15 protein-coding genes and 1 riboswitch are annotated in these 12717 nt (G+C 70.4%); of the genes, 9 read left to right on the plus strand and 6 right to left on the minus strand.

All coding sequences use genetic code 11. The features are described from left to right. Nucleotides 1-65 precede the first annotated feature (65 nt). On the plus strand, nt 66-1448 hold the full coding sequence (locus tag ABZ934_RS06405) for an L-serine ammonia-lyase (RefSeq protein ID WP_361309164.1): 1383 nt from the start codon (nt 66-68) through the stop codon (nt 1446-1448). A 112-nt stretch (nt 1449-1560) separates the two neighbouring features. On the opposite strand, the gene ABZ934_RS06410 is transcribed toward ABZ934_RS06405, so the two are convergent. Continuing rightward, nucleotides 1561-2193, minus strand: a complete 633-nt coding sequence (locus tag ABZ934_RS06410) for a hypothetical protein (protein ID WP_361309166.1) — start codon at nt 2191-2193, stop codon at nt 1561-1563. 152 nt (nt 2194-2345) lie between these two features. Between ABZ934_RS06410 and ABZ934_RS06415 the strand changes: the two genes are divergently transcribed. Next, nucleotides 2346-2840, plus strand: a complete 495-nt coding sequence (locus ABZ934_RS06415; protein WP_361309167.1) for a hypothetical protein — start codon at nt 2346-2348, stop codon at nt 2838-2840. An 18-nt stretch (nt 2841-2858) separates the two neighbouring features. On the opposite strand, the gene ABZ934_RS06420 is transcribed toward ABZ934_RS06415, so the two are convergent. Continuing rightward, entirely contained in the window at nt 2859-3590 is a 732-nt protein-coding gene (locus ABZ934_RS06420; RefSeq protein WP_361309170.1) for a flavodoxin family protein, read from the minus strand. A gap of 82 nt (nt 3591-3672) precedes the next feature. Further along, nucleotides 3673-3897, plus strand: a riboswitch (cobalamin riboswitch). Between the two features lie 28 nt (nt 3898-3925). Here ABZ934_RS06420 and ABZ934_RS06425 point away from each other — a divergent pair. The 5 genes from ABZ934_RS06425 to ABZ934_RS06445 are packed head-to-tail and all read left to right on the plus strand — an operon-like array spanning nt 3926 to nt 7152. After that, nucleotides 3926-4624: an energy-coupling factor ABC transporter permease gene (locus tag ABZ934_RS06425; RefSeq protein ID WP_361309172.1), complete on the plus strand. Its 699-nt coding sequence runs from the start codon at nt 3926-3928 to the stop codon at nt 4622-4624. Further along, complete coding sequence (locus tag ABZ934_RS06430; RefSeq protein ID WP_361309174.1) at nt 4624-4977, plus strand: energy-coupling factor ABC transporter substrate-binding protein; 354 nt, start codon at nt 4624-4626, stop codon at nt 4975-4977. The genes ABZ934_RS06425 and ABZ934_RS06430 overlap by 1 nt, the downstream gene beginning before the upstream one ends. A 3-nt stretch (nt 4978-4980) precedes the next feature. Continuing rightward, the gene (gene cbiQ, locus ABZ934_RS06435) at nt 4981-5730 is read left to right on the plus strand and encodes a cobalt ECF transporter T component CbiQ (RefSeq protein ID WP_361309177.1); all 750 of its coding nucleotides are present in this window, start codon (nt 4981-4983) and stop codon (nt 5728-5730) included. Beyond that, a complete protein-coding gene (locus ABZ934_RS06440) occupies nt 5727-6560 on the plus strand; it encodes an ATP-binding cassette domain-containing protein (RefSeq protein ID WP_361309180.1) in 834 nt (277 codons plus the stop codon). Before cbiQ ends, ABZ934_RS06440 begins: the two co-directional genes overlap by 4 nt. Before the next feature lie 43 nt (nt 6561-6603). Then, complete coding sequence (locus ABZ934_RS06445; RefSeq protein WP_361309182.1) at nt 6604-7152, plus strand: PadR family transcriptional regulator; 549 nt, start codon at nt 6604-6606, stop codon at nt 7150-7152. 21 nt (nt 7153-7173) lie between these two features. On the opposite strand, the gene ABZ934_RS06450 is transcribed toward ABZ934_RS06445, so the two are convergent. Next, the gene (locus ABZ934_RS06450; protein WP_136214509.1) at nt 7174-7386 is read right to left on the minus strand and encodes an EF-hand domain-containing protein; all 213 of its coding nucleotides are present in this window, start codon (nt 7384-7386) and stop codon (nt 7174-7176) included. A 251-nt stretch (nt 7387-7637) separates the two neighbouring features. On the opposite strand from ABZ934_RS06450, the gene ABZ934_RS06455 reads away from it, so the two are divergent. Both ABZ934_RS06455 and ABZ934_RS06460 read left to right on the plus strand, forming a co-directional pair. Continuing rightward, nucleotides 7638-8441: a tRNA-dependent cyclodipeptide synthase gene (locus ABZ934_RS06455; protein ID WP_361309185.1), complete on the plus strand. Its 804-nt coding sequence runs from the start codon at nt 7638-7640 to the stop codon at nt 8439-8441. Beyond that, the gene (locus ABZ934_RS06460) at nt 8422-9675 is read left to right on the plus strand and encodes a cytochrome P450 (RefSeq protein WP_361309187.1); all 1254 of its coding nucleotides are present in this window, start codon (nt 8422-8424) and stop codon (nt 9673-9675) included. Before ABZ934_RS06455 ends, ABZ934_RS06460 begins: the two co-directional genes overlap by 20 nt. 90 nt (nt 9676-9765) lie before the next feature. On the opposite strand, the gene ABZ934_RS06465 is transcribed toward ABZ934_RS06460, so the two are convergent. The 3 genes from ABZ934_RS06465 to ABZ934_RS06475 all read right to left on the minus strand — a co-directional run bounded on the left by ABZ934_RS06465 (nt 9766) and on the right by ABZ934_RS06475 (nt 12660). Beyond that, complete coding sequence (locus ABZ934_RS06465; RefSeq protein ID WP_361309189.1) at nt 9766-10953, minus strand: YncE family protein; 1188 nt, start codon at nt 10951-10953, stop codon at nt 9766-9768. Further along, entirely contained in the window at nt 10950-11738 is a 789-nt protein-coding gene (locus ABZ934_RS06470; protein ID WP_361309192.1) for a polysaccharide deacetylase family protein, read from the minus strand. Before ABZ934_RS06470 ends, ABZ934_RS06465 begins: the two co-directional genes overlap by 4 nt. 418 nt (nt 11739-12156) lie before the next feature. Beyond that, a complete protein-coding gene (locus tag ABZ934_RS06475; protein WP_361309195.1) occupies nt 12157-12660 on the minus strand; it encodes an ATP-binding protein in 504 nt (167 codons plus the stop codon). Between the last annotated feature and the right edge of the window lie 57 nt (nt 12661-12717).

A 12717-nucleotide genomic window follows, 5' to 3' on the forward strand; every position in this document is an offset into this window, starting at 1 on the left:
GCTGATCAACCCGCTCTCCTGTGCCCCTCTCCCACCCCACGAGCAGACAAGGGAGTCTCGCCACCGTGGCCATCTCCGTCTTCGATCTCTTCTCCATCGGCATCGGTCCCTCCTCCTCCCACACGGTCGGCCCGATGCGGGCGGCACGCATGTTCGTGACCCGCTTGAAGAAGGAAGGTGCCCTCGCCCAGACGGCCTCGGTCCGCGCGGAGCTGTTCGGCTCGCTCGGCGCGACCGGCCACGGCCACGGCACCCCCAAGGCGGTCCTGCTGGGCCTGGAGGGCCACTCCCCCCGCACGGTGGACGTGGAGAACGCCGACGCCGAGGTCGAGCGCATCCGTCAGAGCGGCCGGCTTCGCCTGCTGGGCGCCGAGATAGGCCAAGCCCACGAGATCGCCTTCGACGAACCGAGCCAGCTCATCCTGCACCGCCGCCGGTCGCTGCCCTACCACGCGAACGGCATGACGCTCTTCGCGTACGACGCCGCCGGCGCGCCGCTGCTGGAGAAGACGTACTACTCGGTCGGCGGCGGCTTCGTCGTGGACGAGGACGCGGTCGGCGAGGACCGGATCAAGCTCGACGACACCGTCTTGAAGTACCCGTTCCGCAGCGGGGACGAGATGCTGCGGCTCACCCGCGAGACGGGCCTGTCGATCTCCGCGCTGATGCTGGAGAACGAGAAGGCGTGGCGCACCGAGGAGGAGATCCGCGAGGGTCTCCTGGAGATCTGGCGCGTCATGCAGGCGTGCGTGGCGCGCGGGATGTCCCGCGAGGGCATCCTCCCGGGTGGTCTGCGGGTCAAGCGCCGTGCCGCGACCACCGCCCGCAAGCTGCGCTCCGAGGGCGACCCGCAGGCGCTGTCGATGGAGTGGATCACGCTCTACGCGATGGCCGTGAACGAGGAGAACGCGGCGGGCGGCCGGGTGGTCACCGCCCCCACGAACGGCGCGGCGGGCATCATCCCGGCCGTGCTGCACTACTACATGAACTTCGTGCCGGGCGCCGACGAGGACGGCGTGGTGCGCTTCCTCCTCGCGGCGAGCGCGATCGGCATGCTCTTCAAGGAGAACGCCTCGATCTCCGGCGCCGAGGTCGGCTGCCAGGGTGAGGTCGGCTCGGCCTGCTCGATGGCGGCCGGCGCCCTCGCGGAGGTCCTGGGCGGCAGCCCGGAGCAGGTCGAGAACGCCGCCGAGATCGGCATGGAACACAACCTCGGCCTCACCTGCGACCCGGTCGGCGGTCTGGTGCAGATCCCGTGCATCGAGCGCAACGGCATGGCGGCGGTCAAGGCCGTCACCGCGGCCCGGATGGCGATGCGCGGCGACGGCTCGCACAAGGTCTCCCTGGACAAGGTCATCAAGACCATGAAGGAGACCGGCGCCGACATGAAGGTGAAGTACAAGGAGACCGCCCGCGGCGGCCTCGCGGTCAACGTCATCGAGTGCTGAGCCGACACCGGCGTCCGCGCCTGACGGCGGCCGGGAAGTAGCGACGGCAGGGCCGGGTGCGCGTGCGCCCGGCCCTCCCGCACGTCCGCGCCCGGCCCTCCCGCACGCCGCGCTACTTCCTGCGGATCGTGGTCAGGCAGCCCTTGGCGAAACCGTTCACCGCGTCGTCCAGCGCCTTGAGGCTCTCGGGCGTGGGGGGCTTGCGGGCCTCCCCGGTGACCGTGATGTCCAGCATGAGGTTGCTGTCCCGCACCCGTAGCTGCCTGACCTGGCGCTGGTCGTCCGGCTTGGTGTAGGCGAGACGGTACGCCTCCTTGCCCACGCCCTTGACCTCGACCGGGGCGCCGCCCGGCGCGTCCTTGCCCGCGTCGCCCCGCACCTTGGCGAAGACCTCCTTCGCCTCGTCCACGCTCGGGACGTAGGCGAAGTCCAGCTCGACCTTGGCCCCGCCGTAGGTCGCGGAGCCGCGCTCGACGAGCTGCTGGACGCACTCGGCGCCCGGGTAGCCCCCGGTGGTCCTGCGGGTGCGGTCGGCCACGTCCTGGCGGGCCCCGAGCGGGTCGGCCAGTTCGCCGTACGGCAGCGCGTTGCATATCTCGTCAGTGGCGACCCAGGGGTAGCCGCCCTTTCCCTCCTGGGAGACCTCCTGATCGCCGCCCCCTCCGCACGCGGTGGCCGCGAGGACGAGGGCCGCGGTGCTGACGGCATGACGGTGACGGCGGGTGTGAAGGCGGTGACGGTGCATCCGGTGCTCCCCTGTCGCACGGTCCGTGTCCAGGCCGCCACCCTGCCAGGAAAGGCGCGCCGCCACCCCGTGATCCGTGCAACCGCGGCGGCCTCCGGAGCGTCTTCGGCAGTGTCACCCTTGTCCCCGTCTCCCAGAATCGAGGGGACGTCATGCAGCACGTACGTCGCCGTCAGGTCACCGCACTGCTCGCGGGCGCTCTGCTCGCCGCCGGGGTCGCGCTCGCCGCGCCGGCCTCCGCCGCCACCGGTACGACACTGGTCACCAACGCCCGTTGGGGCGGCCACTGCACCTACGACCGGTTGGTCATCGACCTCCAGGGAACCGCCCCGCCCGTCACCGTCACGCCCGTCTCCCAGCTGGTCTACGACGGGTCCGGCAAGCCCGTCCCGCTGCCGGGGAAGTACTTCCTGGAGATCAGGCTGCACCCGGCCGCCGCGCACAACGCCGCCGGTCAGAACGTCTACGTGGGGCCCAAGCTCCATCAGATCGCCCTGAGCAAGCTCAAGGGCATCGCCCTGACCGGCGACTTCGAGGGGTACGTCACCTTCGGCGCCGCCTTCGACACCCCGCCCACCTACAACACGAGCGTGCTGCACGCCCCGGAGCGGTTCGTCGTGGACTTCCCGCACCCGGCTACCTGCTGACCCGTCCCGCGCCCGGCACTACCGGTGCTCGGGGTTCGGGAAGTCGAAGCGGCACCCGGCGTCCCACTCCGAGCGCTGGTTGCCGTGGGCGGGGATGCCGCCCGCCCGCTTCAGGAGGGCGGCCAGGTGCATGAGGTTCCAACTCATGAAGGTCGTATTCCGGTTGGTGAAGTCGTTCTCGGGTCCGCCCGAGCCGGGGTCCAGGTACGAGGGCCCCGGGCCGGCCTCGCCGATCCACCCGGCGTCGGCCTGCGGCGGGATCGCGTACCCGAGGTGCTGGAGGCTGTATAGGACGTTCATGGCGCAGTGCTTGACGCCGTCCTCGTTGCCGGTGATGAGCGCCCCGCCGACCCGACCGTAGTAGGCGTACTGGCCCCGCTCGTTCAGTAGCGAGGAGCAGGCGTAGAGCCGCTCGATGACCTGCTTCATCACGGAGCTGTTGTCCCCGAGCCAGATCGGGCCGCACAGCACCAGGATGTCGGCGTCCATGATCCGGCTGTAGAGGACGGGCCACTCGTCGCTCTCCCAGCCGTGCTCGGTCATGTCGGGCCAGACACCGGTGGCGATGTCGTGGTCGACGGCGCGGACGAGTGCGGTCCGGGCCCCGGCGGCCTCCATGACCGCGCGGCTCCTGGCGATCAGCCCCTCGGTGTTGCTGGTTTCGGGGGACCGTTTGAGGGTGCAGTTCACGTAGAGGGCGCTCAGGTCGCCGTAGCGGGGGGTCTGCGGGGATGCGGAGTCGTCGGTCATCCCACCACCCTGCGTTCCGCCGGACGCGGCTGCCGGCGGGCGCGCCCGGAAGGGGCGGGTTGTGACCCGTCCGCGCGGCCGACTAGGGTCATGGGGCCTTGGTGTTCGGGAAACCGGTGGGAAACCGGTGCGGCCCTCGCCACTGTGATCGGGAAGTCCGGCTCCACTCTCCCCCAGACACCGTCCGGGAGGTGCCCCCAGCGGGAAGCCACTGGGCCCGCGCGGGAGACCGCACGGCCCCGGGAAGGCGGAGCCAGGACATCGGCACCCGTGAGCCAGGAGACCGGCCAGGGCGCGTTGTCCATCCACGAGGTGCTGGAGAGGTCTCCCCACTCATGCATATCGCCGAGGGCTTCTTGCCCCCGTTGCACGCGGCCGCCTGGGGCGTCGCGTCCGCCCCCTTCGTCGTACACGGTGTCCGCGCCCTGACCCGCGAGGTGAAGGCGAACCCGGAGAGCACGCTGCTGCTCGGGGCGTCGGGGGCGTTCACCTTCGTCCTGTCGGCCCTGAAGATTCCCTCGGTCACCGGAAGTTGCTCCCACCCCACCGGGACGGGGCTCGGCGCGATCCTGTTCCGGCCACCGATCATGACGGTGCTGGGGACCATCACCCTGTTGTTCCAGGCCCTGTTGCTGGCGCACGGCGGGCTGACCACGCTCGGTGCGAACGCCTTCTCGATGGCGATCGCCGGGCCCTGGGCGGGGTACGGGGTCTACCGGCTGCTCAAGCGGTTCGACGTGCCGCTGATGGTGACGGTTTTCTTCGGCGCGTTCTTCGCCGACCTCGTCACGTACTGCGTGACCAGTGTGCAACTGGCCCTGGCCTTCCCGGACCCGGCGAGCGGTTTCCTCGGCGCGCTCGCGAAGTTCGGCGGCATCTTCGCGGTCACGCAGATCCCGCTGGCCGTCAGCGAGGGGCTGCTGACCGTACTCGTCATGCGGCTGCTGATGCAGTCCAGCAAGTCGGACCTGGTCCGACTGGGCGTCGCCAAGCTGACGTCCCGCGGCCGCGACGCGCAAGAGGCGGCGGCCTGATGAGCGGCACGAGCAAGAACACGAAGATCAACGCCCTGCTGCTGCTCCTGGTGGCCGCGCTCGCCGTCCTGCCGATCGCGCTGGGCATGGGCGAGGGCAAGAAGGAGCCCTTCGCGGGCGCCGACAGTCAGGCCGAGTCGGCGATCACCGAGATCAGGCCGGATTACAAGCCGTGGTTCTCCCCGCTGCACGAACCCCCCTCGGCGGAGGTCGAGTCGGCCCTGTTCGCCTTGCAGGCGGCCCTCGGCGCGGGCGTGCTCGCCTACTACTTCGGGTTGCGCAAGGGCCGCCGCCAGGGGCTCGCCCAGGCGCACGGCCCACAGGATCCTCCGGCGCCCCCGGCGGAGTCCTAGCCGGTGCTGCTCATCGACGTGGCGGCGCACGGCAGTCGCTGGCGCCACCGCCATCCGCTGGAGAAGGCGCTGCTCGGGCTCGGGCTCACCGTCACCGCCGTCGGCCTGCCGCCCTGGCCCGGCGGCCCGCTGGTCGCGGCGGCGACCCTGGCCGTGCTCCTCGGCCCGGCCGGGGTGACCGGACGACAGCTCTGGCGGGCCTTCCGGATCCCGCTGGGCTTCTGTTTCACCGGGGCGCTGCCGCTGCTGTTCGCGGTGGGCGGCCCGGCCGGGCCGGTCTCCCTGGCCCCGGACGGACCCCGGCACGCGGCGGAGCTGCTGCTGCGCACCTCGGCGGCTTCGCTCGGGGTGCTGCTGTTCGCGTTCACCACCCCGGTGTCGGACGTGCTGCCCCGGTTGGTACGGGCCGGCGTCCCGGCGCCGGTGGTGGACGTGGCGCTGGTCATGTACCGGATCGGGTTCCTGCTGCTCGACTCGGTGGCCCAGGTGCACCGGGCGCAGGCGGCCCGGCTCGGCCACACCGGCCGGGCGGCGCTGTGGCGTTCGCTCGCCGGGCTCGCCGCGACCTCGTTCGTCCGGGCCTTCGACCGCGCCGCGCGGCTCCAGGAGGGGCTGGCGGGTCGGGGCTACGACGGGACGCTGCGGGTGCTGGTGCCCGGGGCGGCGCTGTCGTGGCGGTTCCTGGCGGCCTCCGCCGCCCTGCCGGCCGCGCTGGTCATCGTGACTCTCACCCTGAAAGGGCTGTACCTGTGAACCCGTTGGTGGAACTGGTGGGCGCGGGTTACGCGTACGAGGACGGTCCGGCGGTGCTGTCCGGCGTGGACTTCGCTATCCCGGAGGGCCGGGCGCTGGTCCTGCTGGGCCGCAACGGCAGCGGCAAGACCACGCTGATGCGGCTGCTGAGCGGGGGCCTTCGTCCGGTGGCGGGCGTACTGCGGCTGGACGGTGCGGCGGTGCGGTACGACCGGGCGGGCCTGACCCGGCTGCGCGGCCGGGTGCAGTTGGTCGTGCAGGACCCGGACGACCAACTGTTCGCGGCCTCGGTGGAGCAGGACGTGTCCTTCGGACCCATGAACATGGGTCTGGCCGCGGCGGAGGTACGGGCCCGGGTGGACGCGGCGCTCACCGCGCTGGACATCACCGCCCTGCGGGACCGGCCGACGCACCTGCTCTCGTACGGGCAGCGCAAGCGGGCGGCGATCGCGGGGGCGGTGGCGATGGCCCCGCGAGTGTTGATCCTGGACGAGCCGACGGCGGGACTGGACCCGGACGGGCAGGAGCGGCTGCTGGACGTGCTGGCGGGCCTGCGCGCGAACGGCACGACGGTGGTGATGGCCACGCACGACGTCGACCTCGCCGTACGCTGGGCCGACGACGCGGCGGTCCTCACCCCGGCGGGCATTCGCGTCGGCCCCGCCGCGGCCCTGCTGTCGGACCCGGGGCTGCTGGCGTCGGCGGGGCTGCGCCAGGCGTGGTCCCCCGCCGTGACGGCTTTCCTGCGGGCCCGCGACCTGCTGGAACAGGACGCCCCGGGGCCGACGACGCCGGAGGCGCTGGCCGCCTGGGCCCGGTCCGGGTCCTGAACGGCACGCGTGCCCGGACCCGCGGCGAACCTAGGATGTGCGCATGTCGCTCCCGCACGCCATCCTCACCGCCCTGCTCGAGAAGCCCTCGTCCGGGCTGGAGCTGACCCGGCGGTTCGACAAGTCGATCGGGTACTTCTGGTCCGCGACGCACCAGCAGATCTACCGCGAGCTCGGCCGGCTGGAGGAGGCCGGGCTGATCCGGGCGCTGCCCAGCGAGGTGCCCGTGCGGGGGCAGAAGAAGGAGTACGAGGTGCTGCCCGCCGGCAGCGCGGAGCTGGCCCGGTGGGTCGGCGAGAGCCAGGACCCGAAGGCGATCCGGGATCCGCTGCTGTTGCGGGTGCGGGCGGCCGGTGTCGTGGGCCCGCAGGGGCTGGCCGCGGAGTTGCGGCGGCACCTGGACCTGCACAGGGGGCAGTTGGCGGAGTACGAGGCCATCGAGGCGAAGGACTTCCCGCCCGGGCGGGACTCCGACCAGGACCGGCTGCGCCGGCTCGTGCTGCGCGGCGGGATCGGCCTGGAGACGTTCTGGCTGCGCTGGTTGGAGGAGGCGCTGGCCGAAGTCGACGACATGACGGGGCCGCCCGCGTGACGCGACCCCGTCCGGCGTCCGCTACTTGTTCAGGGCGTTCCAGAACTCGTCGAAGCTCAGCAGGCCGTCGCCGTTCGTGTCCTTGGCGGCGATGACGGCGTCCGCGACGGCGCCGGTGACGTACGCGTCACCCATGGCCTTCATGGCCGCGCTGTACTCGTCGGCGGTGACGAAGCCGTCGCCGTCCGCGTCGAACTTGCCGAACGTCGCCCGCGCGCTCTCGATGTCCGCCACTGGGTCCACCCCTTCTCGGTGCTTGTTGACGGCTCAGGGTAGCGCCCCCGGCGGGTCGCGTTCACCCCGGGTCCCGTTCGGCCGGCAGAAAGAAATTCATTTACTCCCCGGCCACCCGGAAGCGATAATTCCAGCCAACAAATCCGGCCCCCACTTGTCACGCTCCGGGATCACGGCATAACGTACCGACATTGCCGCCACACCAGGAGCGCAGGGCTCCCAGGGACAAGCGGCAACAAGGGCGATCAAAGGTGACGATCAAAACTGACGCATCATTCGAAGTTCTGCCCTTCACCCGCACCTGCCGCCATATCTGGGAAGACGGCGACCATGTGCTCATCGGAGTGAGTCCCGGCAACAGCTACTTCAGCTCCGAGCGCATCGGCAGTCTTGCCCGATGGGCGACGACCCGCTTCGCGCAGGTCGACTTCGTCTACGCGGACCTCCACGTGGACCGGATGTTCGCCGCCTTCGGCTACACCCGGGAGCACGCGGAGAAGCGTGCGACGAAGGAGATCAAGGCAGTGCGGCGAAGGATTCTCAAGGGTGTCGAGGAGTCCGGGTCCACGCACGCCGAGATACGAGTGAGGGCACTTTCCGAGTTCGAGTCGAATCCCGTGTACCAACTACTGCACCGACGCGTTCTGCATTTTCTTGAGACTGATGACGAGTTCCGTAAGAGCTGCGAGAAGATGGCTCTCCAGTTCGTCGGTTCGAAGTTGCCGGAAGGTGAATCGATGACCGACAGCCAGTTGCAGGTCTGTTTCGATTACATGGCGGCGGAGTTGCCGTTCTTCGTGGACACCCCGAGCATTCTCGACGTGCCGTCCTCGGTGGCGGCCTATCACGTCAAGATGCCGATGACGGATGTCCTGTTCGCGCGCGGTGGGGGACTGCGCGCGACCCGCAACCAGGCGTACGCCGTCGTACGTCCGGAGGCCGCGGAGTCCGCCCCGCACCCGGCGGCCGACCACCACGCGAGCGGCGATCACCACGCGAGACCCGCGAACCACGCACCGACCGAAGGGACCGTCGATGAGCGTCGAGCAGCTTGAGGGCCGGGAGACCGGGCACGGCGCGGGGACCGACGAGGTCCTCCTCGACTTCCCGCTGTCGCGGCGCGGTGACGTGCTCCCCGAGGAGTGCGCCTGGCTGCGCGAGAAGGCGCCGGTCGCCAAGGTCCGCACCCTCACCGGGGACCCGGCGTGGCTGGTCAGCAGTTACGCGCTGGCCAAGCAGGTCTTGGAGGACGAGCGGTTCAGCCTCAAGGACACCGCGAACACCGGCGTGCCCCGCCAGTACGCGCTGACGATACCGCCCGAGGTCGTCAACAACATGGGCAACATCAACAGCGCCGGGCTGCGCAACGCGGTGATGAAGGCGCTCAACCCGCGCCAGAAGGGGCTCCAGGACTGGCTGCGCGCCAAGGCCGGCGAGCTCATCGACGAGATCGTGGCAGAGGGCGGTCCGGCGGACCTCCGGGCGGGGTTCGCCGACCCCTTCTCGGCGGCGCTGCACTGTCAGGTGCTGGGTGTTCCCTTCGAGGACCGACGCCGGTTGATGTCGGGGCTGGACGTCGCGTTCATGACCGCGCGCGAACCGTTCGCCGACTCCGAGCTGAACTGGTACAAGGACGTCGGTTACTTCGTCGAGCAGTTGAAGGTCCAGCTCGCGCTGCCGGCCGAGGAGCGTACGGGGCTCCTCGGCAAGTTCGCCGAGCTGAAGGAGGCCGACCCCGAGTCGGCGCACCTGACCGACGAGATGTTCGCGACGGTCGCCGTCTCGCTCTTCGGGGCGGGTGCGGTGTCCACGTCCGCGTTCCTGGTGCTCGCCGTCCTCGCGCTGCTCCAGCGACCGGAGCTCATCGGGTACCTGCGGGCGCATCCGGAGCGGATGGGCAAGGCGGTGGACGAGCTCCTGCGCTGGAACCTGTCGGTGGGCGACGGCCTGCCGCGCATCGCCATGGCCGATGTGCGGGTCGGGGACGTGCTGGTGAAGGAGGGCGAGCTGGTCCTCGTCCTGCTGGAGGGGGCCAACTTCGACCCCGATGCCTTCGAGAACCCGGACGAGCTGGACCTGGAACGGGAGAGCGCCAACGCCCATCTGGCCTTCGGGGCCGGGCGGCACTTCTGCCCGGCGTCCGCGCTGGGCCGGGCCCACGCGGAGATCGCGCTGGAGGTACTGGTGGAAAGGTTGCCGGGGCTGCGGCAGGCGGTGCCGGCGGAGAACCTGGTCTGGCGCACCGGCTTCATCAAGCGGCTGCCCGAACGACTCCCCGTCGCCTGGTGACGCCTTCGGCGTGAGGCGGCGGGACAGGACGGCGGTGCCCCGGGTGCTGTGCGAGCTCCCGGGGCACCGTCATGCCGTGCCGCTTGCCGGCTAGCGGAAGATGCCGGTGTGGCCGAGCGAGTAGCGGCCGGGTTGCGGGTAGACGGCGAGGCCGTGGGGCCCTGAGCCGACCGGGATCTTGGCCAGTTCCTCGCCCGTCTTCGTGTCGATCGCGTAGACCTCCGAGTTGTAGCGGCCCGAGAGCCACAGCACCTTGCCGTCCGCGGAGACCCCGCCCATGTCGGGGCTGCCGCCGTCGGGGAGCTCCCATTTCTTGGTGAGCTTGTTCGCCTTGAAGTCGAAGACGGAGATGCTGCCCTCCCCCCGGTTGGAGATGTACATCTCCCTGGAGTCACGGCTCACGTACAGGCCGTGGCAGCCCTTTCCGGTGGGGAGGAGCTTCGGAGTCCCGAACTTGTCGCCACTGAGCACCCACATGCCGTGCGCCATCATGTCGGCGACGTAGAAGGTCTTCCCGTCGGGCGACACCTTGACGTCCTGGGGCATGGCCCCTTCGAAGGGGAGTTTCTGCTGGCCGACGATCTCCATCTTCTCGGTGTCGACCTTGAGCAGTTCGCCGGAGAACTCGCAGCTCACGATGAAGTACCGGCCGTCGAGGGAGAAGTCGGCGTGGTTGACGCCGTAACAGGTCACCGGGACGCTCTTCACACGGTTCATGGTGTGCGGGTCGCGGAAGACCAACTCGCGGTCCATCGAGGCCATCACGATCGCGTACTTGCCGTTGGGCGTGAAGTACAGGTTGTACGGGTCGTGCACCTCGACGGGGTCGCCCGCCTCGCCCGTGGCCGGGTTGATGGGGGTGAGGGTGTGCCCGCGGTTGTTGTTGACCCACAGGGTCTTCATGTCCCAGGACGGCACGACGTGCTGGGGCTGGGTGCCGACCGGGATGGTGTCGATGACCTTGTACGTCTTGGGGTCGATGACCGACACGGTGTTGGAGCCGGTGTTCGGTACGTAGACGCGGGACGGGAAGTTCTTGACGACCGGGGACAGCTGGTTCGGCCGGTCGGCCGCGTAGACGTCGTGGGGGTCGAGCACGGGCGGCATTCCGGCCAGTCCGGGCGGGACCGCGGGTTGCGCTTTCACCGGTTGGGCGGGCCCCTTGGTGCCGAGCGCCTCGGTCGCGCCCTTTCCCCCGGATCCGCACCCGGCCAGGGCCGTGAGAACCAGTCCGGCAAGCAGCACGGTGGCCTTCCGTGGAAGGCGATTCGTCGTCATGGGGTCAGCAGCTCCGTGGTGGTCACCGCGCGCAGTTGGCGACGCGCGAGTTCTTCGAGGAGGGGTGGCATCGCGTCGACCGTGTCCGCGTAGCCGAAGTGCAGGCTCACCACCGATCCGGCGTGGATCGTCCCGGTGACGTTGCGGATGACGGCCGCGGCGCCGGGTGAGGTGAAGTCGAGGGAGTCCACGTCGTACGAGAGGACGTGCGGGTAGCCGGCCCGCTGGGCGAGTTTCCGGACCAGGGGGGTCGCGTACTGGGTCTGCGAGGGGCGGAACCAGGTGCCGATCGAGCCGGTGAGCCGCTTGAGGCGCTGGGCGCAGCCGGTGATCTCCGCGTACGCCTCGTCCTCCGGCATGGTGTTGATCGCGAGGTGGCGCTGGGTGTGGTTGCCGAGTTCGTGGCCGCCGTCCAGGACCCGGCGGGCCATGTCGGGGTGCTCGTCGAGCCAGGTGCCGATGGCCAGGACGGTGACGCGGGCGCCCGCGCGCTCCGCCTCGGCGAGGATCGCGCGTCCCGTGGCGGGGTCGCCGTTGCCGTGGAAGGTGAGGGCGACGCGGGGCCGGTCTCGGGAGCCGTGGCCGATCTCGACGGGCTGCCCGGCGAACCGGCGCGGGCCCGGTGCGGCGGCGGCCGCAGGGGCGGGACGGGCCGGTGTGGGGGTGGCGGGGACGGAGGCGGGCGCCTTGGGTGGGGTCGCGGTTCCGCAGGCGGCGGTGAGGGCGCCGGCGGCGACCGCGGCACCGGCGAGGAGGGCGGTTCGGCGGTCCGGGTAGCAGGGCACCTGCCCATTTAAGGTCCGGATGCCCCCGTACACGCTGATTGACCCAGTTCGGCACCCGCGCCAAAGCGCTTCAGCAGTGCGGTCGTCCGCTATGTGATCAACGAATTACGCAGAGCGGTCGATACTTATTCATTGATTGCGAGGCGAGTGGGCCACCTCACCTAGGATTTAGCCGTGAACTCTTAGGTTATACACACTTATGTCCGAGTTTGAGGTTTTGGCATTTGGTCGCTCGTCTGCCATAGTCGGAATCACGGCTTCCCTTTGACCCGAGCGAAGTCCCACGCCGAGGATCACACCCCCTTCGATCCTCGGCGCACCCATGAAACCCCCGCGGCGCCCCATCACACGGCGACAGGGGGTTTCAGGCGTTTACAAGGGAGGGACAGGCGTGCGCGCCGGGCCGGCATCCGGCGTCTCAGCGGTCGGCCACCCGCATCTCGAACCAGGTGATCTTGCCCCTGGGCAGCAGATCGGCGCCCCAGCGGTCGGACAACTTGTCCACGAGGAAGAGCCCCCGGCCCGTGATGTCCATCTCGTGGACCGGCATCAGACAGGGCAGCCCCCGCGAGGGGTCGCGCACCTCGACCCGGATCCACCCGCGCCGGCGCACCAGCCGCAAGCCGAACGACCGGGCCCCGGTGTGCCGTACGGCGTTTCCCACGAGTTCCGAGACCAGCAGGACCGTGTGCTCGGCGATCTGCGGCGACAGGCCCCACAGCCGGATCACCACGGACTGGGTCAGCCGGCGCGCCGTACCGGCGGATTCGGGCATGGACGGCAGCGTCACCTCCGCCTCGGCGGGATTGCCGTACAACTCCACGGCCCTGAGGCCCTGTTCCTCCTCAAGAGCCGCCGAGATCCGTACCGCCGGAGCGCCGCCGCGCTGCCGCGGCTGCTCCACACCCTCCAGGCCCGCCATGCACCCATCATGGACGGCCGCACCGCCGCTCCGGGCCGTTCCCCGGGAAAACACCCC

It is taken from the genome of Streptomyces sp. NPDC046557, from assembly GCF_040645975.1.
In the GTDB taxonomy this organism is placed as follows: Bacteria; Actinomycetota; Actinomycetes; order Streptomycetales; family Streptomycetaceae; genus Streptomyces.

Coding starts and splice junctions, on each gene's coding strand:
- ABZ934_RS06465 (WP_361309189.1), bottom strand. CDS start 10,953: ATGACGACGAATCGCCTTCCACGGAAGGCCACCGTGCTGCTTGCCGGA.
- ABZ934_RS06460 (WP_361309187.1), top strand. CDS start 8,422: ATGAGCGTCGAGCAGCTTGAGGGCCGGGAGACCGGGCACGGCGCGGGG.
- ABZ934_RS06410 (WP_361309166.1), bottom strand. CDS start 2,193: ATGCACCGTCACCGCCTTCACACCCGCCGTCACCGTCATGCCGTCAGC.
- ABZ934_RS06430 (WP_361309174.1), top strand. CDS start 4,624: ATGAGCGGCACGAGCAAGAACACGAAGATCAACGCCCTGCTGCTGCTC.
- ABZ934_RS06445 (WP_361309182.1), top strand. CDS start 6,604: ATGTCGCTCCCGCACGCCATCCTCACCGCCCTGCTCGAGAAGCCCTCG.
- ABZ934_RS06415 (WP_361309167.1), top strand. CDS start 2,346: ATGCAGCACGTACGTCGCCGTCAGGTCACCGCACTGCTCGCGGGCGCT.
- ABZ934_RS06420 (WP_361309170.1), bottom strand. CDS start 3,590: ATGACCGACGACTCCGCATCCCCGCAGACCCCCCGCTACGGCGACCTG.
- ABZ934_RS06475 (WP_361309195.1), bottom strand. CDS start 12,660: ATGGCGGGCCTGGAGGGTGTGGAGCAGCCGCGGCAGCGCGGCGGCGCT.
- ABZ934_RS06425 (WP_361309172.1), top strand. CDS start 3,926: ATGCATATCGCCGAGGGCTTCTTGCCCCCGTTGCACGCGGCCGCCTGG.